Annotated in this window: 24 protein-coding genes; 12 read left to right on the top strand and 12 right to left on the bottom strand. The window is 57.9% G+C overall.

Translation table 11 applies throughout. The features are described from left to right. Nucleotides 1-12 precede the first annotated feature (12 nt). The 3 genes from ALTAJ2_RS07955 to ALTAJ2_RS07945 all read right to left on the bottom strand — a co-directional run bounded on the left by ALTAJ2_RS07955 (nt 13) and on the right by ALTAJ2_RS07945 (nt 3,354). Nucleotides 13-270: a hypothetical protein gene (locus tag ALTAJ2_RS07955; protein ID WP_239647713.1), complete on the bottom strand. Its 258-nt coding sequence runs from the start codon at nt 268-270 to the stop codon at nt 13-15. A gap of 375 nt (nt 271-645) precedes the next feature. Then, nucleotides 646-2,094, bottom strand: coding sequence for an oligosaccharide flippase family protein (locus ALTAJ2_RS07950; protein ID WP_081603349.1), 1,449 nt, complete (start codon nt 2,092-2,094; stop codon nt 646-648). A 60-nt stretch (nt 2,095-2,154) separates the two neighbouring features. Beyond that, complete coding sequence (locus ALTAJ2_RS07945) at nt 2,155-3,354, bottom strand: glycosyltransferase (RefSeq protein ID WP_007109143.1); 1,200 nt, start codon at nt 3,352-3,354, stop codon at nt 2,155-2,157. Between the two features lie 152 nt (nt 3,355-3,506). Here ALTAJ2_RS07945 and ALTAJ2_RS18570 point away from each other — a divergent pair, with 152 nt between their 5' ends. The 4 genes from ALTAJ2_RS18570 to ALTAJ2_RS07940 all read left to right on the top strand — a co-directional run bounded on the left by ALTAJ2_RS18570 (nt 3,507) and on the right by ALTAJ2_RS07940 (nt 8,688). Continuing rightward, nucleotides 3,507-5,204: an O-antigen ligase family protein gene (locus tag ALTAJ2_RS18570; protein ID WP_160163688.1), complete on the top strand. Its 1,698-nt coding sequence runs from the start codon at nt 3,507-3,509 to the stop codon at nt 5,202-5,204. A gap of 140 nt (nt 5,205-5,344) precedes the next feature. Then, nucleotides 5,345-6,475 carry a glycosyltransferase family 4 protein gene (locus ALTAJ2_RS18565; RefSeq protein ID WP_007109144.1) on the top strand — a complete coding sequence of 377 codons (1,131 nt, stop codon included), beginning with the start codon at nt 5,345-5,347 and terminating at the stop codon, nt 6,473-6,475. A gap of 47 nt (nt 6,476-6,522) precedes the next feature. After that, nucleotides 6,523-7,677 (top strand): glycosyltransferase, encoded by a 1,155-nt coding sequence (locus ALTAJ2_RS18560; RefSeq protein WP_081603351.1) that lies wholly within the window; start codon nt 6,523-6,525, stop codon nt 7,675-7,677. 63 nt (nt 7,678-7,740) lie between these two features. Next, nucleotides 7,741-8,688 (top strand): alkaline phosphatase family protein, encoded by a 948-nt coding sequence (locus ALTAJ2_RS07940; RefSeq protein WP_144240224.1) that lies wholly within the window; start codon nt 7,741-7,743, stop codon nt 8,686-8,688. Between the two features lie 7 nt (nt 8,689-8,695). Here ALTAJ2_RS07940 and ALTAJ2_RS20420 read toward each other — a convergent pair whose 3' ends face one another. The 8 genes from ALTAJ2_RS20420 to ALTAJ2_RS07895 form a co-directional block, all read right to left on the bottom strand. Next, on the bottom strand, nt 8,696-9,502 hold the full coding sequence (locus ALTAJ2_RS20420) for a glycosyltransferase (protein WP_007109147.1): 807 nt from the start codon (nt 9,500-9,502) through the stop codon (nt 8,696-8,698). A gap of 84 nt (nt 9,503-9,586) precedes the next feature. Then, complete coding sequence (locus ALTAJ2_RS07925) at nt 9,587-10,519, bottom strand: NAD-dependent epimerase/dehydratase family protein (protein ID WP_007109148.1); 933 nt, start codon at nt 10,517-10,519, stop codon at nt 9,587-9,589. After that, nucleotides 10,516-12,000, bottom strand: a complete 1,485-nt coding sequence (locus ALTAJ2_RS07920) for a sugar transferase (RefSeq protein WP_007109149.1) — start codon at nt 11,998-12,000, stop codon at nt 10,516-10,518. The genes ALTAJ2_RS07925 and ALTAJ2_RS07920 overlap by 4 nt, the downstream gene beginning before the upstream one ends. 176 nt (nt 12,001-12,176) lie before the next feature. Further along, nucleotides 12,177-12,920, bottom strand: coding sequence for a beta-ketoacyl-ACP reductase (locus ALTAJ2_RS07915; protein ID WP_007109150.1), 744 nt, complete (start codon nt 12,918-12,920; stop codon nt 12,177-12,179). Between the two features lie 107 nt (nt 12,921-13,027). Next, nucleotides 13,028-14,590 (bottom strand): class III poly(R)-hydroxyalkanoic acid synthase subunit PhaC, encoded by a 1,563-nt coding sequence (phaC, locus tag ALTAJ2_RS07910; protein WP_007109151.1) that lies wholly within the window; start codon nt 14,588-14,590, stop codon nt 13,028-13,030. Further along, nucleotides 14,587-15,132: a poly(R)-hydroxyalkanoic acid synthase subunit PhaE gene (locus tag ALTAJ2_RS07905; RefSeq protein WP_049900215.1), complete on the bottom strand. Its 546-nt coding sequence runs from the start codon at nt 15,130-15,132 to the stop codon at nt 14,587-14,589. Before ALTAJ2_RS07905 ends, phaC begins: the two co-directional genes overlap by 4 nt. A 41-nt stretch (nt 15,133-15,173) precedes the next feature. Further along, nucleotides 15,174-15,659 (bottom strand): hypothetical protein, encoded by a 486-nt coding sequence (locus ALTAJ2_RS07900; protein ID WP_007109153.1) that lies wholly within the window; start codon nt 15,657-15,659, stop codon nt 15,174-15,176. After that, nucleotides 15,656-15,976 (bottom strand): AbrB/MazE/SpoVT family DNA-binding domain-containing protein, encoded by a 321-nt coding sequence (locus ALTAJ2_RS07895; protein WP_007109154.1) that lies wholly within the window; start codon nt 15,974-15,976, stop codon nt 15,656-15,658. The genes ALTAJ2_RS07900 and ALTAJ2_RS07895 overlap by 4 nt, the downstream gene beginning before the upstream one ends. Nucleotides 15,977-16,240: 264 nt before the next feature. Here ALTAJ2_RS07895 and ALTAJ2_RS07890 point away from each other — a divergent pair, with 264 nt between their 5' ends. The 7 genes from ALTAJ2_RS07890 to cdd all read left to right on the top strand — a co-directional run bounded on the left by ALTAJ2_RS07890 (nt 16,241) and on the right by cdd (nt 23,970). Further along, nucleotides 16,241-16,879 carry a MaoC family dehydratase gene (locus ALTAJ2_RS07890; RefSeq protein WP_007109155.1) on the top strand — a complete coding sequence of 213 codons (639 nt, stop codon included), beginning with the start codon at nt 16,241-16,243 and terminating at the stop codon, nt 16,877-16,879. An 80-nt stretch (nt 16,880-16,959) separates the two neighbouring features. Beyond that, nucleotides 16,960-18,375, top strand: a complete 1,416-nt coding sequence (locus ALTAJ2_RS07885) for a phosphohexomutase domain-containing protein (protein ID WP_007109156.1) — start codon at nt 16,960-16,962, stop codon at nt 18,373-18,375. A 118-nt stretch (nt 18,376-18,493) separates the two neighbouring features. After that, on the top strand, nt 18,494-19,546 hold the full coding sequence (locus ALTAJ2_RS07880; protein ID WP_007109157.1) for a BMP family lipoprotein: 1,053 nt from the start codon (nt 18,494-18,496) through the stop codon (nt 19,544-19,546). Between the two features lie 4 nt (nt 19,547-19,550). After that, nucleotides 19,551-21,194 carry an ABC transporter ATP-binding protein gene (locus ALTAJ2_RS07875; protein ID WP_049900220.1) on the top strand — a complete coding sequence of 548 codons (1,644 nt, stop codon included), beginning with the start codon at nt 19,551-19,553 and terminating at the stop codon, nt 21,192-21,194. Continuing rightward, nucleotides 21,191-22,477 (top strand): ABC transporter permease, encoded by a 1,287-nt coding sequence (locus ALTAJ2_RS07870; protein WP_007109159.1) that lies wholly within the window; start codon nt 21,191-21,193, stop codon nt 22,475-22,477. The genes ALTAJ2_RS07875 and ALTAJ2_RS07870 overlap by 4 nt, the downstream gene beginning before the upstream one ends. Further along, nucleotides 22,470-23,516: an ABC transporter permease gene (locus ALTAJ2_RS07865; protein WP_049900293.1), complete on the top strand. Its 1,047-nt coding sequence runs from the start codon at nt 22,470-22,472 to the stop codon at nt 23,514-23,516. The genes ALTAJ2_RS07870 and ALTAJ2_RS07865 overlap by 8 nt, the downstream gene beginning before the upstream one ends. A 34-nt stretch (nt 23,517-23,550) precedes the next feature. Then, nucleotides 23,551-23,970, top strand: coding sequence for a cytidine deaminase (cdd, locus tag ALTAJ2_RS07860; protein WP_007109161.1), 420 nt, complete (start codon nt 23,551-23,553; stop codon nt 23,968-23,970). Between the two features lie 73 nt (nt 23,971-24,043). Here cdd and ALTAJ2_RS07855 read toward each other — a convergent pair whose 3' ends face one another. Beyond that, nucleotides 24,044-24,478 carry a DUF488 family protein, N3 subclade gene (locus tag ALTAJ2_RS07855; RefSeq protein ID WP_007109162.1) on the bottom strand — a complete coding sequence of 145 codons (435 nt, stop codon included), beginning with the start codon at nt 24,476-24,478 and terminating at the stop codon, nt 24,044-24,046. A gap of 60 nt (nt 24,479-24,538) precedes the next feature. Between ALTAJ2_RS07855 and ALTAJ2_RS07850 the strand changes: the two genes are divergently transcribed. Further along, on the top strand, nt 24,539-25,360 hold the full coding sequence (locus ALTAJ2_RS07850; RefSeq protein WP_007109163.1) for a nucleoside phosphorylase: 822 nt from the start codon (nt 24,539-24,541) through the stop codon (nt 25,358-25,360). The last annotated feature ends 6 nt before the right edge of the window (nt 25,361-25,366 follow it).

Genomic DNA, 25,366 nt, shown 5'->3' with positions numbered 1-25,366 from the left:
GCGGCCCCTTTCTCACTCGGGTCCGTCGGAGTCGGACCGCTCCCGTCGTCGCTCGAACGCGTCCGGCTCGGGTCCGCGCTGGGACACCGTCCCCGGCCCCCGATCGACGACCATCGGCATGGCTTCGTTCTCCGGCCGCGGTTCGACGGGCACCAGCACGCGCACCGCGTCGGCCTCGGCCCTGATCTCGCGCACGTGGCGCTTGCAGCGCCTGGTCGCCTCGTCGTCGAGTTCGTCGTCCCGCTCGAGGTGGGTGAGGAGACCACTCACCAGACGATCGATCCGGGTAAGAGCCATGCGGTAGCCGGCCGCACGGTTGTCTGAGTGGTCAGTCCGGTTCGAGGAGGTTCCATCTCGTGACGATGCAGGTGATCGGTCGGGGTTTTCAAGATCCCGTGGATCGTTGTCGCACATAGCTTCCGTGGATGTGGACGGGAGCTACCGTGGACACGGTGGGGCAACACCGACTCACTCGTTTTATCGCCATCGTGAGCAGTGGCACGTTGTTGTCAGTATTGACCATGATCGATATTAGTGGACGAACTAAAGACATTATCTGTCTCTGGGTTTTCGCCATAATTTGTAGGATATGAAACTAATACTTCTGGTCAACCGATCGGACAGTGCCGAACAGACTAGGATAGATCACCACCAACTGACCGTAGGTAATACTCGTTCGGTCGGTACGTATCCAGCAATCATATTGATTGCAAGAAACATAAGAAGACCAACTGGAGGGAACAGGAGAAGTGAAATAAGTGGAGAAAAATTCAATAATGAAACAGTAGTTAAAAACAGGACTGCAAAAACACCCTGGACGGTCACTAGCTTACAGACCCATATTAAAGAGACCAACTCAAACGGTGAGCGCTTCCAAACGGCGGTGTTCCCAATAAATATAGAGATATAGGAAATTCCGGTTCCGACTCCAGCACCGATGATTCCGTATCTCGGGATAAGAATGAGATTCAGTAGAAGATTGAGGAAAAGTGCACCAACCGTTATAAGTTCTGTATGCCGTACCCAACCCGTCGCTTGTAATACTGGAACTACTACACGTGTAATACCGAAAAAGAATGTTCCGAAAATGAGTACCTGCAACGTTGTTGATGCACTTGCGTATTCTGGACCGAAATAGACGTGAAGAAACGGATCAGTGAGTCCAAATAATCCCACTCCAAACAGGGTAAGTGATAAGACTGCGTATTTAACACCTATCTTGATATTTTCATTAATTTCGTCTATTTTCCCATCACTCCAAAGAGTTGCAGTGTGCTGTAGAAACGCGAGTTGAATCGCCGAAGGGAGGAACCAAATCATTTCGGCCGGTACTATTGCACTTTGATAGAGGGCTGTTGATGTAGACCCCTGAAAATACCCAACAAGAAGAATATCAGCCCTATATAATAACACCGCGCTCAGACCACCGATGAGTTGATAGCCACCGAATGAGGCGATCTTTCTCCCGTATTTCCTTATGTCCCTCACCTTCGGAAGTCTGTAAGAAGAATGCTTCATAAGTGCAATCAGACCCAATATACACAATACAAAGAATGACACCATATAACCGGTAAATACACCTAACACATCATATCCAACATACGCAAGTGCCAACCCAGAAACCAGGTATACAAACCGTCGGCTGATGTTTAAAACCTCAGCAATCGATTCTTTCTTGAGGCCATAAAAAGTACCACGGACAATAGTAAATATATTCTCAAAAAGAATTGCCCCAGTTAATACTAAGATATATGGAACATATGTCGAAGGAATGAATCCTATTCGAAGGGTGAAAAGCATAAGAGACATGATCAAGATTGCATATACTGTGCTAAGAAGCAAAGAAACGGAGAGAATAGATGAGACTTCGTCCGATTGACTAGCATGTTCGGCAATAGTTTTCCTGGTTGCATCAAACAATCCTCCTTTCGAGATCAGGGCTACAATACTAAACGCTGCTAAAACACTTGCATATAGGCCATACTGTGCTTGAGTGATCAATCGAACAAGGACTGGAGTGAATATCGAACTGATTAATATACCGGCTATCTTCCCAGAAGAGACCGAAAGAATTGATCGAAGTAGAGATGTCATCGCATTTTATCAGTTTTAATTAATATTTTATTGCCTGTATTATAAGTCATTATCTGCTCATCACACTTGTACTGAATTAAATATCTCAGTTAGAGTGTCAACAGACCCAGATATATCAAATTTATTGTGTACCGTTTTTCGTCCGTTTTCTGCTATACGTCTTCTCTGTTGGGGCTTATCAAGAAGTTGCCTAATTGCGGCAGCCAACTCTTCCGACTGTTTTTGGGGTACCAACAGTCCGTCGTGTCCATCTGTTATTAGTTCTGGGATAGCAGAAACAGTTGTTGACACACATGCTGTTTCTGATGCCATGGCTTCTTTTAAAACAACTGGCATTGCATCTCGATCACCGTCATCAGCAATAACACAAGGCAATAAAAATATAGAAGCATCATTCAGTTCTTTCTGAAGAGTTTCATCTGAGACATTTCCCAAAAATTTAACGTGGTCACCGATGCCATACTTCTGGACTTGCTGTCGTAATAGATCTTCTCTATCGCCGGTTCCAATAATATGATATTCGAGATTGTACCCCTTCTCAACTAGGTCATTTATTGCCTCAATTCCGTAACTACATCCCTTCTTCTCAACTAAACGAGCCACAGTTAGGAGACGGTTCTTAACAGGAGACGCTGATGGTTCAAATTTCTCAATGCGTGTTGTCGCAGGGACAACAGTTATATCATTATCAATACCAATTTCGTCACGTAGATATCGGTAGTTGTACTTGGAAGGAACAATGACGTGATTCATACTATCACAAATAAACTTTATTTCATCAGGATTTGGATTCTTGAATATTTCGACCGCATGGGCAGTAACAGTACACGGAATATCATGGTACCGCGCAGCAAGCAGTCCACCAATTCTGGTAGTGCTTGCAAAGTGCGCATGAATAATATCTATGTCGAAGTCAAGTGAGTCAATAAATTTTCTGCACTCATTTCCTAAGAAGAAATTGTAAGTAGATTGTTTTAACGATAGGTTGCTAAAGACACTGCTTATTGGAGTATTCTTGGCCATTTGGATGGATTTTTTAGAGAACAATTGGTGAAGACTGGTGCACGAGGTGTCAACATAGTAGACTGGAATGTTGATACCTCTATATTCTGTGTGAGAGATATCTTCTTCTGGATTATTCTGAGCGAATACTGCAACATTATACCCCCTCTGATAAAGCTCATAAATCTCATTTAAAATAAATGTTTCCGATAATTTTGGGAATGAGTCGACATAGTAGAGAACTCCTAGTTCTTCCATCGGTATCGTATCTTGTATGGACTCACTAAATACGATTGGTTGATCGCCGTCTGATATTCTCAAATGAAAACTCACAAATGGTGGAAGAGTTTCAATAAATACTCATAGAAGAACAGAACTTTTAATAGATGGTCCCCTCTCAAAAGGGGATAATGGCGTTCTCAATCCTGTGTGATTTCCCATCGACAAACGATGAAAATTATATATACTGGTCGGTTCTTTTTAGTGGACTTTTTATCTTGACGCCTCTTCTCTCCAAGATCATTTCAGTCCTATCGGTTTCTGTTCCGTATCCATCTCTTATTGGTGTTTCTCTTATCGGTATCGTCTATATATTTCTCCTCTACTGGTCTGAGTCTCAACTACAAGGTATCGTAATTTCGCTAGTATTTTTGTCAACAATCGCATTAAAAATACCACTTACTGAACCGTATATTCCCTTATTTTCCTCGGACTCAGTCGCAATGCTCTCCGGCCATCAGGGGCCGAAACTCTTCGCTTTTCAAATCCCATTAGTAATACTTTTATTCATCTCTATTTGGAAAGATTGGTATCGGAAACTACCGATAACGTCTCTTGAAATCATATTCGGATGCTTTGTTATCTGGATATTCGTTAGCACGATCTTTGCTGATGCAACTCACCTTAGTCAGGCTGTCTGGTTCGGTATCTTCATGCTTCAGGGTTGGCTTGCATTTTCCATTCTGACGAAGGCAATTCAGTCTGAAATTCTCACTTCTATAGAAGCGATTCACACTCTTGTAATCTCATTACTTGGCCATATACTCATTGGCGTTATACAATTCATCAATCAATCGGGCCTTGGATTCAACTACCTTGGAGGCAACGGCTTCCCAGTAGTTACCGAAGTCAATAGATTTGGTTTTTCAATCGGCCTAGGCCTCTTTGTTTCGGGCTTTACTGACTTCTCGTATATATTTGCAAGTTTGCTTGTCCTTTTCACTCCCGTGATCTTGGGACTTAGTTTACAATATATCCATGAGCGAAAAGGGACCATTGCTTCACTCATACTGGTACCGGTGATGGGTTTACTCGTTCGGTCTACTACCAGTGATAGCGCTCGAGGTGCGTTTCTTATATCTACTGGTGTGTTTATTCTACTCGGAGCGTGGTTCTATCGGGACTTGCTCTACCGGACGATCATCTGGAAAGTAGTCGGTGGTCTCACACTTGCTTGTGGTTTCATCCTTACACCATCAGAGATGTCTCATCAATCGGCCACGTCAACTTCTTCCGACTCTTCGACAACCGGAAACGGGTCATCAAACATGGTCCCTACTGAGAACAGTTCACCCGATTCAGCCCCTATTGAGAACGGCTCATCTGTTTCAACTCCTATTAATGATGGAGCACCTGACCCAAGCGGTGCCGGATCTTCCCCAGCTGAAGGGGTTACGGCAACACCGATACAAGTACCTCTATTCGATACCTCCCATCTTGGGACTCGAATTCACCAGTATCTCGCTTCGTTTGACCTCTTCTTACAACATCCTCTATTCGGAATTGGTGCGATGAATTTCAAGTTTATCTCACCTCAATATGGGATCGAAAGTGTAGAGATACACAATATTTATCTATCACTGTTGGCAGGAACTGGCCTCATTGGAGTGGGACTGTATCTCTCCTCGGTTATATCTGCAGTAGTTGAAATCTGGAAGGATATTTCCATATCTGATTCACCGATCCTACTAATCGGTATTCTCTCGGGAGTTGCTGGATATCTCGCCTTTGGAATGCTTGATCCCAGCCCTATCAAACACTATACTTCTTTCCTCCCTTTCTGGTTCCTGCTATCAGCTGCAACTCAGATGGTGGATGATGGCAAATAGCGCAGACCCGGAAGATGTTTCAGCAAATACTTGGCGTCGGTAAAATCCACCATGAACACAGAAGGTGCGTACTCTAACAATAGTTTATCGATAGAAAAACGAAGGTAACTTGATTAAGTAGACTACTACTACCATTACTAATGAAAATCTGTCTCATAACACCCAAATATCCGCCGAATGTTCAAGGAGGGGGTGAAATTAGTGTACGCCTCCTTGCGGAGCAACTTGCTTCAAGAGAGGACATTAAGCAGGTTCTGGTTATTAGTTTCGACGGTAAGCGCATAGAGGAGATCAACGGAGTTCGAGTAAGGCGTATCACAAACTATTCAGAGACACCTCTTGAAATATCAAATGCCAGAGTGGCGAAAAAGCTATTTGAGTATAAAGATCTACTTAGAGACTATGACGTTATTCACGCGTATAATGTATACTTCACACCTGCAATTGGCGTGATAAGCGAGCTGCTTTCTCTGCCGGCTGTAGCAACACTTAATTCGTACGTACTGCTTCCTCGATCCGCAAGCGGTTTCACTCCAACCGGAGCGAGGCGAATTTATGACGAGTTATTTATGCCAACGACCGGGAGAGTTCTAAGACACCTATCGGGATTGGTTGACAAACTCATCTGCTTAAGCAACGCTAGTAAAAATATTTACACTGAATATGGATTCGAGAAGGACAATATAGAAGTGATACCCAACATGGCAGACCCGGAATTCAATGTACCACAAAAACCATCTGACCGTCAAAAGGTTCGCGTATTATACGTAGGAACCCTCGCGGAACACAAGGGTGTAAAATATCTTATTTCTGCAGCATCAAATCTGCCTCATAACTTTGAAATTCGAATTGTTGGCGACGGAGAGGAGCGTGTCGAGTTGGAGAAGCTTGCGTCTGAAACCGGTGTAGAGACGAAGGTTGAGTTTATGGGGAATATTCCGTACTCCGATATTAATGCTGAGTACGCAAAGGCGGACGTATTTGTTCATCCGGGTATCTGGCCAGAGCCTTTCGGACGGACTGTTATTGAAGCGATGGAAGCAGGTTTACCAGTTGTAGCAACTAACACTGGAGGACCAGCGGACATCATCGATTCGCAACAGCTACTTTGTCCACCAGCTGATGCACTAGCAATTGCCGATGCAATCAAGTATGCTCATAAACATCAAGAGACTATTGGAGCACAGAACCGGAACAGAATTATAGAGCAATATTCATCGGACTATGTCTGTAGTCGGATTATCAATCTCTACGAAGAAGTGAGCAGTTAGAATGTGGTTTGACATCATGATAAATATCGAGAGTGGACGTGAGAATTATGACTAAGATCGCTGTATATCATCCATACTTTGGCTATGGTGGTTCAGAAATCGTTTGCATGCATGTCTTGGAGGCTCTCCAAAAGAAGTATGATGTCACGCTTGTGACTTTTACCGACCCAAACCTACAAGAGCAAAACGAACACTATAAAACAAATGTAAATAATATCCACACTGATCAGGTTGGTTCGTTTGGACCCATAGTCCGGAGGTCACTGGAAATCTCGAAGATGATTTCTGGCATCCAACTCGGGCGTCTTCATGCCGCTGTTTTTGATCGCCTAGTACGCTCATGGCTAGTAGAAAACTTCGATCTTACCTTTGCAACAGGATCCGAGCTAACGATAGATGGACCGTCTATCCAATACATTCACTACCCATGGTACGGCCGCGAAAAATTGCCCGAGGAACTTGAACATCTTTCACAGTGGGAGAGATTACATGATCGACTCTGTGAAAGCATTTCCGGACACGAGTACAGTAATATATCATCTAAGAATATTATAACAAACTCGGATTGGACTGGGGAAGTAGTAGAACAGATATACGGGATATCTCCAAAAACGATTTATCCACCGGTAAAAACAGACGATCTCTACGAAGTTTCTTGGAAAGAGCGTGAGAACGGTTTTGTTTGTATTGGCCGTATAACACCGTCAAAGAACATACACCGAAATATTAAAATTATTGACAGGCTTCGTGAGAAAGGCCATAACGTCCATCTTCACATTATTGGCCCAATATCTAATGGGAATTACTCTCAGAAGATTTGTGACCTAGCAGAGGACCGCTCATATATCTCATTAGAGGGGAAAGTCTCTCGAGATCGACTAGTGGATCTTGTGTGTACTCATCGATACGGTATCCATGGAATGGAGAATGAACACTTTGGGATCGCGGTAGCTGAACTTGTTGCTGCTGGTACCATACCGTTTGTGCCAAATAGTGGTGGACAACAAGAAATAGTTAATAGAGAAGAGCAGATCATATATGATTCGGTACCAAGTGCTATGAAAAAGATAGATATCGTCTTATCAGAAAGCGATATACAAAAGTCAATAAAGAAAGGTTTGCCAGAGATTGATGAACAATTTGGCCCGGATCGTTTTAAGAAGAAAATCAGAGACGTTGTCGCAGAAACACTCCACGATTAAGCGTCTGCACCACGCTAAATACCGCTTCAAACCGATTGTGATTTGTAGAGGAAGTAGTGACCTATGGACACCATGGGAATAAGTGATCTATTTAGTAGAAATCTAAACAGAGCAAAGAGAGGTGCGGTCAAAGAACTTATATTCGAAGGCGGCTACGAACTATACTCCGCATCGTGGCGTATGGGAAAACTACTTCCAATATCTGAAACAAATATTTTCGAACGGGATTGGGACGTTCTAGTTATCCTTGACGGGTGTCGGGTTGATCTCATGGAAGAGGTTGAAGACGAATATGAGTTTATCGATAGTGTTGGTGAGATAACATCAACGGGGAGTATGTCTCTTGAATGGATGGAAAAAACATTTTCTACTGCGCCGGATGAAGAGTTAGCTTCAACTGCATATATAACAGCGAATCTGTTCAGCAAATATGCATGCGACGAGAGCATGTTTTCAAGGCTTGATGAGGTATGGAAACATGGGTGGGATGATGAACTGAATACAATTCCCGCTAGACCAGTAACAGATAGCGCAATTGATATAATGCGTTCAGAATCCCCGGAGCGCATGATAATTCATTATATGCAACCTCATCATCCATTCATCGGTGAGACAGAGTCCCTCTCCTCGTTTAATCCGGATCCATTTGGAAGAGATAATGATGGAGTCTCTGAATCGTTGACCGTTTGGGATACTCTTCGTCGAGGGGAAGTATCTCAAGAAATGGCTTGGCAGGCTTACAAACAGAATCTCCGCTACGTCCTCGAGGATGTTTCACTGCTACGAGAGAACATAGCAGCAGATAAACTAGTCATCACAGCTGACCATGGAAACGCGATCGGAGAGTGGGGCATCTATGATCATCCAATTGGGTTCCCCCATCCAGCAGTTAAAAATGTGCCTTGGGTCGAAACGACGGCAGTAGATAAAGGCACACATAGCCCATCGATAACACAACAGAACGAGAGTGGAGCTATTGATGAGAGATTATCTGCGCTCGGATACAAATAATCAAAGATTATCTAGCAAATAGTCGATAAACTGCTTGGCGGGCCTTTCCTGGGAGTAGTCTAGGGGGTGTTCGGAGACAGAGATGAGATATTGCATCCCGTCGAGTTGAAATATCGAGTTCCCAAAGTAAGCGGGCCATCCGGAGTTCCGCTTGTACGTAATCGAAGCCGCCTCGGCGGTCGGTAAGTTCATCGATCTGTGCTCGAACGAGTGTCTGGTCTACATTTCGAAAACGAAGGCCAGCAGCGAGACAGCGTGCCCACAGATCCCAGTCTTCCATCATCGGAAAGTGACGGTATCCTCCGGCATTAAGAACTGCTTCGCGATCGAACATCGTTGTCGGATGATTCAGAGGGCATCGCCAGGACATCCAATCGGCGATCTCCTCATGAGTGATCGGAACTTTTCGTGTTCGTTCCGGTTGGGAGGGGTCATCACGAAACTCTGCGAGGTGAGAACCAACGATATCTGCGTCGGTGTTCATGAGTACAGATTGCTGTTTGGCAAATCGTTCAGTATCGGCGATATCGTCGGCATCCATTCGTGCAACAATTGGCTCCGAGCAGCGTTTGAGACCCGCCTGCAGAACGCCGCCTAATCCTTCCGCATCCGGAACGTGTTCGTGTCGACTTCCAGCACTCGTCTTAACTAAATCGGTAAGTGCTTGTTCGATTCGATCCGGAAGCGACTGGTTCGTTACCAGAACAACTTCCGTAGGTGGTGTCGTTTGATTAACGATACTCTGGTGTGCTCGGTATAACTCGTCTGGGTCAACTGTAGTGGCTACAGGGAGTAGGACAGAGATGTCGTTCATACACTATAATCCCATTTGGCTATGTCTGTCATCAGTTGTATTTCAGTTATTATCGGCTACCAATCAGTGGTGTTGATATCGGATCTATCGTTGACCGCTAAGCGTTTCCAATCCGTTCTCGAGCGGGACGGACGGTTCGAACCCAAGGTCGGACTCGAGTTTCGAAACGTTGGCTCGGCTTCGATCGATATCCCCAGACCGCGATTCGGTATGAACGATTTGTGAGTCGGAGCCGATAACATCACGAACGATTTCGGCGAGTTCGAGAATGGAGACGCTCTCGCCCGTCCCAACGTTGAAAACGCCCGCGTCTTCGGACGCCGCCGCCAACAGGTTCGCTTGGACGACGTCGTCGATGTGAACGAAGTCGCGCGTCTGCGAGCCGTCTCCCTCTACGGTGATCGGGTCGCCGTTCGCTGCCTGATCGACGAAGACGCTGATGACGGCGCTGTAATCGCCGTCCAACTGTCCCGGGCCGTAGACGTTGAAATAGCGAAGTACGACGGCACTGAGGTCGTAGAGATCGGCGTATAGTCGTACGTACTGCTCGGCGGCAAGCTTCGAGAGACCGTACGGTGACGTCGGCTCGGTAGGCGCGTCTTCCGGAATCGGTACCGTGTCCGGATGGCCGTACACGGCCGCACTCGAGGCGAACACGAACCGCGCGGATTCGTCGCGTGCGCGCTCGAGTAGCTTCACGGTCCCGGTGACGTTGACGTCGTGGGTCCGTTCGGGATCGCGGATGGACGCTTCAACGCTGATCAGCGCCGCGTGGTGAAAGATGATGTCGACGTCGGCGGTGGCTCGGTCGAGCGCGTCGTCGTCTCTGATATCGCCCTCGATCAGCGTCGCGCCCTCGGGGACGTTCGATCGGGAACCGGTCGAGAGATTATCGAGGATACGGACCTCGTTGTCGGCGACGAGCGCACTCGCAATGTTACGGCCGATAAATCCGGCACCGCCGGTAACGAGAATCCGGTGTCCGGAAATCGACGGCAGATCTGCCTGGAAAGTCATTCGTCAGAAGTGAACTCCCTGATATCGGATAATACTTTCCAGACTTGGCGGATGACGATCAGTACGTCGAACCAGAACGATTGATGGCGGACGTACTCGAGGTCGTACCGCAGTTTCTTCGCCGGTTCGTGGCCGGTGACGTCGTTGATCTGTGCGAGGCCGGTCAGTCCGGGTTTGACGAACCAGCGTTTCTCCCAGTCGATGCCGTCGTCTTGGATTTCCGAGTCGAGTTCGGGCCGCTCCGGGCGAGGGCCGACGACGCTCATGTCCCCGACGAGAATAGACCACAACTGCGGAATCTCGTCGAGGTGTGTCTTCCGTAAGACGCGTCCGACGCGAGTCACCCGTGGGTCGACGCTGCCGGCGTCTTCCGCACTGATCGTTGCGCCGGTTTCGGACTCCGCGTTCTCGATCATGCTCCGAAACTTGTAGACCGGAAACGATTCGCCGAACACGGCGGTCCGATCTTGCTTGTACAGGATCGAACCGCCGTCGTCCAGTTTGATGGCAACGGCGATCGCAAGGAGGAGTGGCACGAGAGCGAGCAACCCGACACCGGCAAACGCCACGTCGAAAAGCCGCTTGAACAGGTGATCCAGCGGATCCCACGGCTCGAGATCGACATCGACGAGTGCGCCGATGTCGCCCTCCGACACCAGCACGCTGTCGGCGTACTTGCGGTGAACTTTCGCGTCCACGCCGTGTTCGTGGCAGGCATCCAGCGCGCCGAAGAACTCGGCGCGGTCGGCGTGGCGAAACGCCAGCACGACCGTGTCGATATCGTGTTCGACCAGTGCGTCCTCGAGCCGGGAGAGGCCGCCGAGACGCGTCATCGAGTCGAGAACGGTCGACTGGACAGCGTCGTCCGCGAACTCGGAATCGTCGTGGCGGAGTTCGACCCCGCCGTCGGCGATCGGCGCTTCGGAACTCTTCGCCGAGCCGGATGTCGCGAGCCGGGCGACGGTGGGGCAGAGGTAGCCGATCACGGGCGCGTCGACGGCCGGCGTGACCCGCGCGATCTGTGCGGGGTCGTCGCCGACGATCACGATCCGGCCGTCGTCGTCGGTCGGGCTGGCGCGAATCAGCAGAAACCAGGCGGGGAGGACGGCCGCCACCAGACCGACCGTCATCACGAGCGTCGCCCGGGGGAGCCGGTGTGACCACTTGAAGTAGCCGAGCGTCGCTAGCACGAACCCCCCGACGAAGACCCGCTTTTGGACGAGCACGACCGTATCGAGGATTCGTCGAGGACGGGGTTTGTAGAGCGGCCACGCCGCGCCCCCAACCGCGAGGACGCTCAGCGCGATGGCTCGTCGGAGCGACGAGCCGTTGAGGACCGTCGGCTCCAACCGATCGAAAAGGGGAACGACCGTCGTGAACGCGCTCTGGGAGACCGGGTGGTTCGCGACGAGCACCGCAGCGACGACGACGAACGCCGTCCCGGTCGCGCTTGCGAGCCGATACCGCCAGCCGGTAAGCATCTGGTAACTGAAAGGGAACTACACGGACATATACCCTTTGGAACTGCTATTGGGCCGACGAGCGACTATATATTGATCGTGGCCCGCGGCGACGGCGACGATGGCCGACCGTCTCCGGAGCGACGCGAGTGGTAACCCATCGTGGCGGGGTCGCCGACGGACGGACGGCGGCCCGATTAGAGGTCCATCCCGCCGTTGACGTCGATCACTTCGCCGGTGACGTACGACGAGTCCTTGCTCGCGAGGAACCGGACGACTGCGGCGACGTCCTCGACTTCCGCCAGCCGCTCGAGCGGGATGCCCGAGATGATCCGGTCGAGTACTTTGTCGGGGACGCTCTCGAGCATGTCGGTGGCGGTGAAGCCGGGCGCGACGCAGTTGGCCGTCGAGCCGCCCTTGGCGAGTTCGAGGGCGATGGTTCGCGTGAAGCCGAACATGCCGCTTTTCGCGGCGGCGTAGTTGGCCTGGCCGTAGTTGCCCTGTTTCCCGACGACGCTCGAGATGTTGATCAGCCGGCCCTCCTCGGCGTTCCAGATGTCGTCGTAGAACAGTTGGGTGCAGTTGAACATGCCGCCGAGGTTGACGTCCATCACGCGGTCCCACTCCTCGCGGGACATTTCGGTGAACTGTTTGTCGGCGGTGATGCCGGCGTTGTTCACGAGGACGTCCGCCGGGCCGAACGTGTCGTGGCAGACTTCGACCATCCGCTCGACGTCGGCACGGTCGGAGATGTCCGCCTGTGCGGCGACGGCCGAGCCGCCGGCGGACTCGATGGTGTCGACGGCGTCGTGGGCGGCACCCTCGGAGGTCCGGTAGTTGATAACGACGTTCGCCCCTTCCTCGCCGAGATATTCGGCGATCCCGCGACCGATACCCTTCGCCGAGCCCGTGATAACGCAGGTACGACCATCCATGGACATAGTTCACACATTCAACGGCCGATGATAAATAACGACCTGTTAGTTATCCGTCCTGTCCGACCGAGACGAACCCGCGGTCCCGAGTCCGCAACCGACGGTCGACTCGACTACCGCTCCCGTGCCTGCTCGATCCAGTCCTCGAGTCGGCTCGGCGAGATGTCGGTCTCGGTGGCGAGGTCGGCGGCGTCGGCCGCGGCGAGCTGGTCGATCGTCTCGATCCCGGCCGCGGTGAGCGTTTCGGCGTACGCCTGCCCGACGCCCCGTAGCTCGGTGAGATCGTCGGTCTCGGTGTCGATCTCGGATGCGGCTTCCTCGTCGACGATGTCCTCGACGATGTCTTCGTCGACGGTCATCTCGCCCGGTTCCGCGGGTTCCGCCTGGATGTCGTCCTCGCCGCGCTCGGCGAGGTCCGCGTCCGAGCGGTCGGTCGTCTCGCTGTCGAGATCGGGACTCGAGTCCGTTTCGACGCTCGAGGTGCCCTCGGCGAGGTCCGCGGTCCCCGTTTCGTCGCCCGCGACGTCTTCCGCGAGGGCGGCGTCCGATGTCTCGGAGTCGGGCGTCTCCGGGTCGGTTTCGCCTTCGGAACCGTTCGAGCGCTCCTCGAACCACGCACAGACCTGCGGCCAGAGTTCCTCGTGGCTGCGCGAGGAGACGGACATCCCGATGTGGCCCGTCGCGAACTCGAGGATTTCGGTGTCCTCGGAGGCGATCACGTCGTTGAACGGTTTCGAAGCCGTCGGCGGGATGAGGTGGTCGTACTCCGCGACGATCTGCAGGACGGGCATGTCGATGTTGCTGATGTCGACGTGGTCCCCGTCCAGGGAGAGGTCGTTCTCGTAGAGTTTGTTGTCCTGATAGACGTCGCGGATGAACTCCTCGTAGGCCGCGCCGGCCATGTCGATACCCTCGTCGAGCCACCGCTCCATGCGCGCGAAGTTCTCGACGAAGTCCTCGTCCTCCATGTTGTCGTAGAAGCGGACGTACTTCGTCACGTTGTTTGCGACGGGGTCCATCAACGCGAAGCCGACGTCCAAGAACCCGGCGGGGACGTTGTCGAACGTCTCGGTGACGACTTCGGGATCGTAGTACTCCTCGCCGCCCCAGAGTTCGAGGACGCCGCCGTCGCCGGCGAAGCACAGCCCCGAGGCCATCAGTGCCAGGTTCTCGACGTTGTCGGGGTGCAGCGAGGCGTACATGGCCGACATGGTGCCGCCCATACAGTAGCCGAGGATGTTGATCGAGTCCTGTCCGGACCGCTCCCGAACCACGTCGACGCAGTTGTCGATGTACCGGTTGACGTAGTCGTCGATAGACAGCGAGCGGTCCAGTGTGGACGGCTCACCCCAGTCGATCAGGTAGACGTCGAAGCCGGCCTCGAGCAGCGTTTGGACTACCGAGCGGTCGGGTTGCAGATCGAGGATGTACGGCTTGTTGATCAGCGCGTAGACGATGAGGATCGGGACGTCGTGTTGCTCCTCCGTCATCGGCTCGTAGTGGAGGAGTTCGAGTTTGTTCTCCTCGTAGACGACTTTGCTGGGCGTCTGCCCCACGGCGACGTTCTCGACGGTGTCGGTTCGATCGGGGGCGATCCGGGTTTTCTCGGCCAGGTCGGCGGTCGCCTCCCAGGCCTGTCGTTGCATGGTCAGTGCGGTTGCGAAGGGGTTGTTCATTGCTCGTCTAGGTGCTCGAGAACGCGGTCGAGTTTCTGTTCGACGTCGTGTTGGCGGCGTTCGAGTTCGACGAGGCGGTCACCGATCTCGACGACGTCGTCTTGCGTCGCGAAGCCAAGCGAGCGTAGCGTCTCCTGGGCCGCCTCGTCGGCCTGCTGTTGCATCTCGAGGACGTCGCCGACGGTTTCGCCGGTCATCCTGGCGAACGCGGTCGTCGACATGACGTCCTTGAACGCCTCGTTGGCGGTGTTGAGCCAGATGTCGCGGAACTCCTCGATGTCGACGTCCTCGCCTTCGAGTTGGTCGTTCATCCGATCGACCATCTGCTGGGAGGCGTTCATCCACGTCTCGTAGGCGCGGGCGTACCCCTCGACGCCGTCGGAGAATTCGGCATCCTCGCTGACCTCACCGACGGTTTCGGACCAGCTCTCGACGAACTGCGCCTGCGCTTCCATATTGTCCTCGAGCGCGTCGAGGAACTGTTCGTTCCACTGTTCGGCGAACGCGTTCCAGTCTTGCATCGGGGGTTGTGAATCTGACATGGGTGAAAATTGACGGTGGACGATAAAAAGCTGAGCCCGGTTTACGCCGAGACGTCGAACTCGTCGGCGGCCTCTTCGACGTTTTCGGCGACGGCGCTGACGTTCTCCGTGACCTGCTCGTGGGCTTCCAGTGCCGCGTCGAAGGAGGTATCGACGACCTCGGAGTAGCTGGCGGCGAACTCCTCGTAGGCGACTTCCGACTCCTCGAGCGCTTCGAGATAGGCGTCGATCGACTGCGACTGGGCCTCGGTAGCCGAGTCGAAGCCGTCGTCGACGAGGTCGCGGAGTTCGCCGAAGTCGGCGGCTTCCTCGGGCATAGATGCCTCGAGGGCGTCGAAGGTGGCGTGGATCGCGCCCTTGGTCAGCTCGGCGTTGGATTCGGCCATCGAACTCGAGGTTTCGACGGCGTCCGCGAAGGCGCTGATCGAGGTCTGCTGGGCCTCGAGAGCGTCGTGGGTCAGGCGCTGGGACTGTTCGAGTGCGGTGCGCTGTGCGTCGAGTACTGCAGTGAATGGGTTCTGTGTCATGAGTGATCCTCTCGGTTGCGTTTGACGGGGACGACGATCGTCTGGACGATATCGCCCTCCTCGATGTCGAGGGCCTCCCGTTCGGGACCGGGAATGCTGATCCGACCGCCGCTCTGAACGCGGGCCTTGAACGTCGCCGTGCCCATATTCATCGGCCCGAAGGCCGACGTGTTCTCGAGCGGGTTCGCCGACATGGTCTGTAGCAACTGTTTCATCATCTCCTGCTGGGATTCGGCGACCTGCTCGCCCGCTTCCTGCATCTGTTCGGTGAACATCGCAGGCGGGAACCAGGCCGACCGGTCGGAGTCGTCCGTCATCAACAGGACGTTAGATCGCGGACACAATAAGCCTTCCCACTAGATACCATTAGAGGACATGAGATGGCATAGGATGGATCGGGCCGCCTACCGGGGTCGATCGGACAACGATCGAGAGGGACTGTCGGACGTGATAGTTCAAGTTCAGGTTCGAACGGGGTCGGAAGAGAGGTCCTAATACGGTATTACTGGCTCTGTCGTGCGGTAAAACGCTCTTGAGCGAGCCAAAGAAGTCATATACACACCACGCCTAGCCGCCCGTAGATGTCCCACCAGAACGCTGGCGAAGACAACCTCGCCGCCATGACGAACGCGTGGTCGGCCATGACGCGAGGGTTTCTTCGAACTGCGACCGCGGCGAACCGTGCCGCCGTCTCCGCGATGCTTCCGCCGACCGACGGCGAGTCCAGCGCGGAGACCGACCGGATCGCCCCGTCGATCCCGTCGGTCGACTACTCCGATCTCGATTGGCAGTTCGACCGTACCGTCGACGATCCGGACGGAATCAGCGTCGGCGATACCGTCACCTTCGAGAAGGCCCTCACCGAGGAGGACGTCCGGGCGTTCGCCGCGGTCAGCGGCGACACGAACCGACTCCACCTCGACGAGGAGTTCGCGTCCGAGACCCGCTTTGGCGGGCGCATCGTCCACGGGACCCTCGTCTCCGGTCTCATCAGCGCCGCGCTGGCTCGGCTCCCCGGACTCACCATCTACCTCTCCCAGGACCTCGAGTTCAGCGGCCCTGTCGGTATCGGCGACCGCGTCTCCGCCCGCGTGGAGATCGTCGAGGATCTGGGCAACGACCAGTATCGACTCGAGACGCTCGTCCGCGACGAGGACGACGACGCGACCGTGATCGACGGCGAGGCCGTCGTTCTGATCGACGATCTGCCGGCCGAGTAGCCGCCACATCGAGGTACCCCTTTGCTCCGCACAGCGGCGAGTGCAATATCGCTAAGTGGCTCCTCGCGGAACGGACGGCTATGACGCTCTTTGGGACTGCAGGAATCCGTGGCCCGGTCGAGGAAGTTTCGCCGTCGCTGGCGCTCGCCGTCGGCCAGGCGGCGGGCGACCCCGGGGAAACGTTCGTCGTCGGTCGTGACGGCCGGGAGACCGGGCCGGCACTCGCGGCGGCGATGGAAGCCGGCCTCGAGAGCGCCGGCGCGGACGTTCGCCGCGTCGGCCAGGTACCGACGCCGGCGCTCGCGTTCGCCTCGCAGGGACGACGGGGCGTGATGCTCACCGCGAGTCACAACCCACCCGCGGACAACGGCATCAAACTCTTCGCGGACGGCGTCGAGTACGACAGCGACGCCGAAGGGGCCATCGACGACCACGTGGCGCGCGACGACGCCGGGCTCGCCCGCTGGGACCAGTGGGGCGACGCACAGGACCTCCCGGTACTCGAGCAGTACCGGTCCGCCGTCGAGGACTACGTCCGGGAACGGTTCGGCGAGCGGCCCGGGACCGACGCGGACGCCGCCTCGAACGCCCCCCTCTCGGGGCTCCGGATCGCCGTCGACTGCGGGAACGGCGTCGGCGCGCTCGCGACGCCGCAGGTCCTCGAGCGCCTCGGCGCGACGGTCGTCGCGGTCAACGCCTCCGTCGACGGCCACTTCCCCGGCCGCGGGAGCAAGCCCACGCCGGAGACGCTCGCGGCGTTTACCGACTTCCTTGCGGACGGAACCGAGCCCGCGACCGGCGACTTCGACCTCGGGCTGGCCCACGACGGCGACGCGGACCGACTCGTCGTCCTCGGTCCCGACGGCGAGGTGATCCACGAGGATACCGTTCTCGCGGTCGTCGCGGCCCACTATACGGCGGTGAGCGACGCCGACGATCCCGTGGTCGTCACGACCCCCAACGCCTCCGCCCGTATCGACGAGCGGGTCCGTGCGGCCGGAGGGCGGGTCGAACGCGTCCGACTGGGTGCGCTCCACGAGGGGATCGCCCGTGAACGCGCCGCCGGAGCCGACGGGACGGAGATCGTCTTCGCCGCCGAACCCTGGAAACACATCCACACCGCCTTCGGCGGCTGGATCGACGGCGTCGCCAGCGCCGCGGTCGTCGCCGCCCTCGTCGCCGACGCCGGCGACACCGATCGCCTCCGCGCGCCGGTCACCGAACGTCCCTACCGAAAGGTCAGCGTCGAGTGTCCGGACGCCGCCAAGGCCGACGCGATGGCCTCCCTCGAGTCGGCGCTCCCCGAGGCGTTCCCCGACGCGGCGGTCGACACGGACTACGGCGTCCGCCTCGAGTTCGACGACGCGTCGTGGCTGCTGGTCCGACCCAGCGGCACCGAACCCTACGTGCGCCTCTACGCGGAGAGCGACGCCGTCGACGAACTCGTCGCCGATGCGCGTGCCGTCATCGAAACGACGGTCTCTGAAACGGCGTAAGCGATGCGGCAGCGGCTGCCGATCGCCCATTGAACGCCCGGAGAGGGGATTGTCAGCCGCCGGGTCGACTTCTACTGTTTCGACGGGTATATATCGACACCCTACGCTAGCCCGCCTCATGACGCGAAATCGACGCCAGTTTCTCGAGGGTGCAAGCGCAGTCGGACTCGCCGGCATCGCCGGCTGCGTTGGCGGGTTCGGCGACGGTGGCAGCGCGGAGTATCGAGTCGGAATGGTGTACGCGACCGGCGGGACCGGCGACGACTCGTTCAACGACATGGCCAAGCAGGGACTCGAGAAGGCACTCGAGGAGTTCGATCTCTCGTACGAAAAGACCGAGCCGGGCAACGAAGGCGAATTTCCGAGTGCACAGCGGACCTTCGCCGAGTCCGGCGACTACGACTTGATCAACTGCATCGGCTACGCGCAAGCGGAAGCCCTGCGGGAAAACGCCCCCGAGTATCCCGATCAGAACTTCATCATCGTCGATGAGGTCGTCGATGCGGACAACGTCCGGAGCTACACCTTCAACGAGCCGGAGGGGTCGTTTCAGGTCGGTCACCTGGCCGGCCTGCTGACCGATCGCGAGTTCGCCGCCGGTGCCGGCGAAACGAACCCCGACGCCAGCACCGTCGGCTTCGTGGGCGGGACCAGAACGCCCCTGATCGAGTCGTTCGAGGCTGGCTTCCGTGCCGGCGTCGAGTACGCGAACGACGACGCCGAGGTCGTCTCGTCGTACGTCGGTGACTTCAACGATACGGGCCGCGGGCAGTCGACCGCCCGATCGATGTACAAGAACAACGACGCGGACATCGTCTTCCACGCGGCCGGCCGCACCGGTGTCGGCGTCTTCCAAGCCGCCCAAGACGAGGGCCGATTCGCGATCGGCGTCGACGACGACCAGTCGCTTTCCAACGCGGACTTCGCCGACGTCATCCTCGCGAGCATGGTCAAGCGCGTCGATACCGCCGTCTACAACGCTATCGAATCCGTCGTCAACGGGACGTTCGAGGGCGGCAAAACCAAGGCCCTCGGACTCGAGCAGGACGGGGTCGGTGCCGTCTACGGCGACGAACTCGGTGCCGAAATTCCCCAGGAGATCAAGGACGCCCTCGCGGAGTCCAAACAAGCGCTCATCGACGGCGAGATAGACGTCCCAAGCGAACTGTAATCGCATGAGTGAGCCCGGAGCGGGAACGACTGACGGGACTGGACCGACCGCAGCGGTGGAGACGAATACTGCCGATCTCGACGTGACGAACAGTGACCTCGCCGTCCACCTCGACGGCATCACCAAGCGGTTCCCCGGCGTCGTCGCGAACGACGACGTCGACCTCCGCGTCGAGCGCGGAACCGTACACGCCTTACTCGGCGAGAACGGGGCCGGCAAGACGACGCTGATGAACGTCCTCTACGGGCTCTACCAGCCCGACGAGGGACGGGTCGTCGTCGACGGCGAGGAGCGCACGTTCGACTCGCCCAGGGACGCCATCGACGCCGGTATCGGGATGATCCACCAGCACTTCATGCTGGTCGATCCCATGACGGTCGCCGAGAACATCGCGCTCGGGAACGAGCCGACGAAGTGGTTCGGAATGGCCGTCGATCGGGACCGTATCGACCGCGAGATTCGCGACCTCTGTGACCGATACGGCTTCGAGGTCGATCCGGACGCCACCGTCGAAGACGTGAGCGTCGGCGTCCAACAACGCGTCGAGATCCTCAAGGCGCTGTTCCGCGGTGCGGACGTTCTCATTCTCGACGAGCCGACCGCCGTCCTCACTCCCCAGGAGGTCGAGGGTCTCTACGACGTTCTCGAGGAACTCACCGACCAGGGGAAGACGATCATCTTCATCACGCACAAACTCGAGGAGGCGACCCACGCCGCGGACGCGATCACCGTCCTCCGGGATGGGGTGTCCGTCGGCACGGTCGATCCCGACCGAACGGATCGGGAGGCGCTGGCCGAGCGCATGGTCGGCCGGGAGGTCATCCTCGAGGCCGACTCCGACCCCGTCGAGACGGGCGACACCGTCCTCTCGACCCGAGACGTCACCGTCGAGGACGACCGCGGGGTCGAGGTCGTCTCCGGTATCGACCTCGACGTCCGCGCCGGCGAGATTCTCGGCATCGCGGGCGTCGACGGCAACGGGCAGGCCGAACTGATCGAGGCGATCACCGGCCTCAGAATCCCCGACGAGGGAACGATCGACTACGCGGGAGACGACATCACGGCGTGGTCTCGCCGCCGCCGCATCGAGAACGGGATGGCCTACATCCCGGAGGACCGACAGGAGCGCGGGCTCGTCATGCCCTTCGACCTCGTCGAAAACGGCGTTCTCGGGAGTCAGCGATCGGGGCGGTTCGCCAGTGGCGGCCGCATCGACTGGGCCGGCGTTCGCGACCACGCCGAGGAGATCATCGAGACCTACGACGTACGGCCCCCGGACGCGACCGCAGCCGCGCGGTCGTTCTCGGGCGGCAACCAGCAGAAGTTCATCGCCGGCCGCGAGTTCGAGCGCGACCCCTCGCTCGTCGTCGCGACCCACCCGACCCGCGGCGTCGACATCGGCTCGACCGAGTTCATCCACGACCGCCTGCTCGAGCTTCGGCGCGAGGGCGTCGCCGTGCTGCTCGTCTCCTCGAAACTCGACGAGATCCGATCGCTGTCGGACCGCCTGGCGGTCATGTACGAGGGCGAGTTCATCGACGTCACCGACCCCGACGCCGTCACCGAGGAGGAACTCGGACTGCGCATGGCCGGCCAGCGGCCGGACGGAGAGGCCGACCGCCACCCCAACCCGGGTGAGTCACGATGAGGGACCGACTCGAGTCGATCGCCGAGCGCCTCGCTCGGGCGTCGGTCGTCGACCGAATCGTCATCAGCCTCGCGGCGCTGGTGACCGCCGTCCTCATCGGCGGCGTCCTCGTCTTCGTCTCCGGGGCGTTCGCGTCCTGTCGGACCGGCCTCGAGATGGGCGGCGCGACGTTCTGTTACAACCCGATGCAGGTCTACTACGAACTGTTCCTCGGGGCCCTGGGCCACCCCCTCGAAGGCGGCTGGACGCTCACCAATTACAGCCTCGCGACGACGCTCCAACGGACGACACTGCTGATCTTCTCGGGGCTGTCGGTCGCCGTCGCGTTCCGCGCCGGCCTGCTCAACATCGGGACGCAGGGCCAGTTGGTCGTCGGCGGCCTCGCGACGGCCGTTACGGTCGTCTACGCGTCGGCAGTCGTTCCCGCCCGCATCGTCCTTCCGCTCGGGGTCGTCGTTCCTGCCGGGGTCATCGGGACCGTCGTCCTCATTCCGCTCGGCGTCCTCGCGGGCGCGCTCGCCGGCGGGGTTTACGGTGCGGTTCCGGGCGCGCTCAAAGCCTACGCCGACGCCAACGAGGTCATCACGACGATCATGCTCAACATCATCGCGGTCGGCATCACGTCGACGCTGCTCTCCTGGCAGTTCCAGGACCCCAACAGTACCAACCCGCAGACGGCACCGGTCCCGGAGTACGCCGAGATACCGACCCTCCCGGTCGTCGGCTTCGGCGGTCGGATGAACTTCTCCCTGCTCGCGCTGGCGTTCGCCGTCGCGCTCATGGTCGGCATCGCGTGGCTGTTCGCTCGGACGTCGTTCGGCTACGAACTCCGGACGAGCGGTATCCAGCCGGGGGCGGCCGCCTACGGCGGCGTCGACGAGAAGCGAATGACCGTCGCCAGCATGACCCTGTCGGGAGCGCTCGGCGGGATCGGCGGTGCCTTCTGGGTGTTGATGGTCCACGGCCGCTGGCTCGAGAACGTGCCGTCGCTCGGGTTCGACGGGATCGCTGTCTCGGTGCTGGCCGGCAACAGTCCGATCGGCGTGGGCGCGGCGGCGTTCCTGTTCGGCATCTTCGACAGCGGCGGGAACTCGATCGGGACCGCGACGGACGTTCCGCCGGAGCTGGTCGGGATCCTGACCGGCCTCATCATCCTCTTCGTCGCGATGCCGGAATTCTTCCGCATGCTCGGCCGGCGGTACGTCACCGTCGACTCGGCGAGACCCGCCCGAACCGATGGCGGTGACGCGGGGGCCGACGACGGAGGTGACGCCGATGCGTAACGCGATCCATCGGGCGCGAACGAGCCTCGAACAGCGCCCGCTTGCGGCGGCCGTCGGCGGCGTTGCAGTCTTCCTGCTCGTCCTCTGGACGACGCCGGCGAGTTGGCAGACGTCGACGCTCCGATTCGCCGTCCCGATCGCGCTCGCGGCGATCGGCGGCATCTTCGCCGAGAAGAGCGGCGTTATCAACATCGGCATCGAGGGACTGCTGATCGTCTCGGCGTTCAGCGCGATCGTCGTCGTCGACTGGCTCGGCGACGGCGGCGCGACGGCCGGCCTGCCGAACCTGTGGTGGGGCATGCTGATCGGCGTCCTCGTCAGCGTCCTCTTCGCGCTGCTTTTCGCGGTCGTCTGTCTCGAGTTCGAGGCCGACCAGATCATCGCCGGCCTCGCGGTCTGGCTCATTTCGCTCGGACTCGCGCCGTTTATCTCGCGGATCCTCTTCGACAGTCCCAACACCGTGAACATCACTCGGTTCGAGAACGTGACGGTCCCGGTGCTGTCGGAGATCCCGCTCGTCGGCTACCTCCTGTTCGATACCGAACCGCAGGTGTATCTCATGCTCGCCGGGGCCGTCGCGGGCTGGTATCTCCTCTCCCGGACGACCTTCGGGCGGTGGGTCGTCGCCAGCGGCGAGAACCCGAAGGCGCTGGATACGGCCGGCGTCGACGTTCGCAAGGTCCGGTACGCCGCGGTCCTCCTCTCGGGCGTCTTCGCCGGCCTCGGCGGCGCAGGGTTCGGTCTCGGGACCCTCGGAACGTTCGCCGGCACCGGCGACACCGTGATCAACGGTCGCGGGTTCATCGCGATCGCGACCTATCTGCTCGCGAACTACCACCCGATCGGTGCCCTCCTCGGGTCGTTCCTCTTTGCGGGGCTCAACTCGATGCAAGACGTGCTACAGGCGGCGGGATACGCCATCCCGACGGAACTCATCCGGACGATCCCGCACATGACCGTCATCGTCGTCCTCGTGTTCGTCGGGCGCACCCGCCTGCCCGACGCCGCCGGCGACCACTACGAGTCCGGCGACGACTGACCCCCGCCATCGAGACCGCCCGGTCGATGGCTTCTTGCACTCGCTCGAGGAACCACCGCTCGTGACCGACCACGATCTCATCGACGCCGCCCGCGACGTTCAGGACAGCGCGCACGTGCCTTACTCCGAGTACCGGGTCGGTGCGGCCCTCGAGACCGCTGGCGGCACGGTCTTCGTCGGCTGCAACCTCGAGAACGCCAATTTCAGCAACAGCCTCCACGCCGAGGAGGTCGCGGTCGCGGAGGCGGTCAAGAACGGTCACCGCGAGTTCGCACGGCTCGCGGTCAGTTCGGACCGCCGCGACGGCGTCACCCCCTGTGGGATGTGCCGACAGACGCTCACGGAGTTCTGCGACGGCGATCTCGTCGTGCTCTGTGACGAGGGCGACGCGGTGACCGAGTACACGCTCGACGAACTGCTGCCGAACACGATCAGTCAGGAGACGCTCGAGTGAGGCCGCGGCGGGCTCCGCTTCGGATCGGGACGGCGGTCGGCCCGTCCCGCAGACGAGCCGACAGCGAGCGCTGTCAGGACTCGGCTCCCTCGAGCGCCGCCCTGAGAATCGTCCGGTGACAGCGTTTCGCATCCGTATTCTCGACACAGACGAGCACGAGCGACTCGCCGGCTGCCAGCCTGTCGTCCAGCGCCGCGAGCGCGTCCCGCGCGTCGGCGTCCGTCTCGAGGTGCTTTCGATAGGCCTCGCCGACCCCGACCTGCTCCCACGCGGCGTTGTGAGCCCCCTCGTCGCAGAGCCCCTGCAGTCGCATCTCCGCCGCGGCGTCGCGCATCGACGCGAGCAGATCGTCGGGCAGTCCCAGTTCCGGCACGGTCTCGTCGACGACCGACCGGGCCCGAGACGGCGGCCGTCGCAGTACGCCGATACGCGTCGCATCCGCCGGCAGGTCGGCCAGACCGTGTCGGATCGCCCTGACGGAGGCGTCCGTAAGCGTCCCACGTGCCATACGTTCGCGTACGGCCGTCCAGCATTTATATACCGCGCCGACCCGAACCGCCGCTCATCGATGACCCGCGACAGCGAAGACCCGAACGCCGACCGACAGTACCACCTCGAGATCGACTCGGCGGACGTCGCCGACACCGTGTTGCTCCCCGGCAACCCCGAGCGCCTCGAGAAGATCGTCGCCTTCTGGGACGACCACGAGCTTCGAGCCCGTCACCGCGAGTACCGGACGGCGACGGGATCGTACGAGGGAACGCCGATCTCGGTTACGTCGACCGGTATCGGGAGTCCGTCGGCTGCGATCGCCGTCGAGGAACTGGCCCGCGTCGGCGTCGACACGTTCGTTCGTGTCGGCTCCTGTGGCGCGATCCAGCCCGAGATGGACGTCGGGGATCTGGTCATCACCACCGGTGCGGTCCGGCAGGAGGGAACCAGCGACGAATACGTCCGCGAGGATTACCCCGCAACAGCCGACCACGAGGTCGTCTCGGCGCTGGTCGCCGCCGCCGAGCGACTCGGCTACGACTACCACACCGGCGTGACGATGAGTGCCGACTCGTTTTACGCCGGCCAGGGGCGGCCCGGCGTCGACGGCTTCGAAGCCGCCGGGGCCGACGACTTGATCGACGAACTCAAAGCCGCGAACGTCAAAAACATCGAGATGGAAGCCAGCGCCATCCTGACGCTTGCGAACCTGTACGGGCTCCGGGCGGGCGCGGTCTGTACCGTCTACGCCAACCGCGAGACCGGGACTTTCCGTACCGACGGCGAGTCCCGTGCCGCCGAGACCGCGACGCTCGCGACACACCTCCTCGCGAAGATGGACGCCGTCAAACGCGAGGCCGGCGTCGACCGCTGGCACGCCGGCTTGTCGCTCGAGTAGCCCGCG

The organism is Natrinema altunense, assembly GCF_000731985.1.
GTDB classification, from domain to species: Archaea; Halobacteriota; Halobacteria; order Halobacteriales; family Natrialbaceae; genus Natrinema; species Natrinema altunense.
The sequence above is the reverse complement of the archived record's forward strand: the minus strand, read 5'-3'. Positions and strand labels throughout refer to the sequence as shown.

What these genes read in the sequence shown, in the direction of transcription:
- ALTAJ2_RS07900 (WP_007109153.1), bottom strand. Translation starts at nt 15,659, where the DNA reads ATGACACAGAACCCATTCACTGCAGTACTCGACGCACAGCGCACCGCA.
- ALTAJ2_RS07945 (WP_007109143.1), bottom strand. Translation starts at nt 3,354, where the DNA reads ATGGAAGAACTAGGAGTTCTCTACTATGTCGACTCATTCCCAAAATTA.
- ALTAJ2_RS07940 (WP_144240224.1), top strand. Translation starts at nt 7,741, where the DNA reads ATGGACACCATGGGAATAAGTGATCTATTTAGTAGAAATCTAAACAGA.
- ALTAJ2_RS07875 (WP_049900220.1), top strand. Translation starts at nt 19,551, where the DNA reads ATGAGTGAGCCCGGAGCGGGAACGACTGACGGGACTGGACCGACCGCA.
- ALTAJ2_RS07855 (WP_007109162.1), bottom strand. Translation starts at nt 24,478, where the DNA reads ATGGCACGTGGGACGCTTACGGACGCCTCCGTCAGGGCGATCCGACAC.
- ALTAJ2_RS07920 (WP_007109149.1), bottom strand. Translation starts at nt 12,000, where the DNA reads ATGCTTACCGGCTGGCGGTATCGGCTCGCAAGCGCGACCGGGACGGCG.
- ALTAJ2_RS18570 (WP_160163688.1), top strand. Translation starts at nt 3,507, where the DNA reads ATGGCGTTCTCAATCCTGTGTGATTTCCCATCGACAAACGATGAAAAT.
- ALTAJ2_RS07885 (WP_007109156.1), top strand. Translation starts at nt 16,960, where the DNA reads ATGACGCTCTTTGGGACTGCAGGAATCCGTGGCCCGGTCGAGGAAGTT.
- ALTAJ2_RS07895 (WP_007109154.1), bottom strand. Translation starts at nt 15,976, where the DNA reads ATGACGGACGACTCCGACCGGTCGGCCTGGTTCCCGCCTGCGATGTTC.
- ALTAJ2_RS07915 (WP_007109150.1), bottom strand. Translation starts at nt 12,920, where the DNA reads ATGTCCATGGATGGTCGTACCTGCGTTATCACGGGCTCGGCGAAGGGT.
- ALTAJ2_RS18565 (WP_007109144.1), top strand. Translation starts at nt 5,345, where the DNA reads ATGAAAATCTGTCTCATAACACCCAAATATCCGCCGAATGTTCAAGGA.
- ALTAJ2_RS18560 (WP_081603351.1), top strand. Translation starts at nt 6,523, where the DNA reads ATGACTAAGATCGCTGTATATCATCCATACTTTGGCTATGGTGGTTCA.
- ALTAJ2_RS07850 (WP_007109163.1), top strand. Translation starts at nt 24,539, where the DNA reads ATGACCCGCGACAGCGAAGACCCGAACGCCGACCGACAGTACCACCTC.
- ALTAJ2_RS07865 (WP_049900293.1), top strand. Translation starts at nt 22,470, where the DNA reads ATGCGTAACGCGATCCATCGGGCGCGAACGAGCCTCGAACAGCGCCCG.
- ALTAJ2_RS20420 (WP_007109147.1), bottom strand. Translation starts at nt 9,502, where the DNA reads ATGAACGACATCTCTGTCCTACTCCCTGTAGCCACTACAGTTGACCCA.
- ALTAJ2_RS07925 (WP_007109148.1), bottom strand. Translation starts at nt 10,519, where the DNA reads ATGACTTTCCAGGCAGATCTGCCGTCGATTTCCGGACACCGGATTCTC.
- ALTAJ2_RS07905 (WP_049900215.1), bottom strand. Translation starts at nt 15,132, where the DNA reads ATGTCAGATTCACAACCCCCGATGCAAGACTGGAACGCGTTCGCCGAA.
- ALTAJ2_RS07950 (WP_081603349.1), bottom strand. Translation starts at nt 2,094, where the DNA reads ATGACATCTCTACTTCGATCAATTCTTTCGGTCTCTTCTGGGAAGATA.
- phaC (WP_007109151.1), bottom strand. Translation starts at nt 14,590, where the DNA reads ATGAACAACCCCTTCGCAACCGCACTGACCATGCAACGACAGGCCTGG.
- ALTAJ2_RS07870 (WP_007109159.1), top strand. Translation starts at nt 21,191, where the DNA reads ATGAGGGACCGACTCGAGTCGATCGCCGAGCGCCTCGCTCGGGCGTCG.
- ALTAJ2_RS07890 (WP_007109155.1), top strand. Translation starts at nt 16,241, where the DNA reads ATGTCCCACCAGAACGCTGGCGAAGACAACCTCGCCGCCATGACGAAC.
- ALTAJ2_RS07880 (WP_007109157.1), top strand. Translation starts at nt 18,494, where the DNA reads ATGACGCGAAATCGACGCCAGTTTCTCGAGGGTGCAAGCGCAGTCGGA.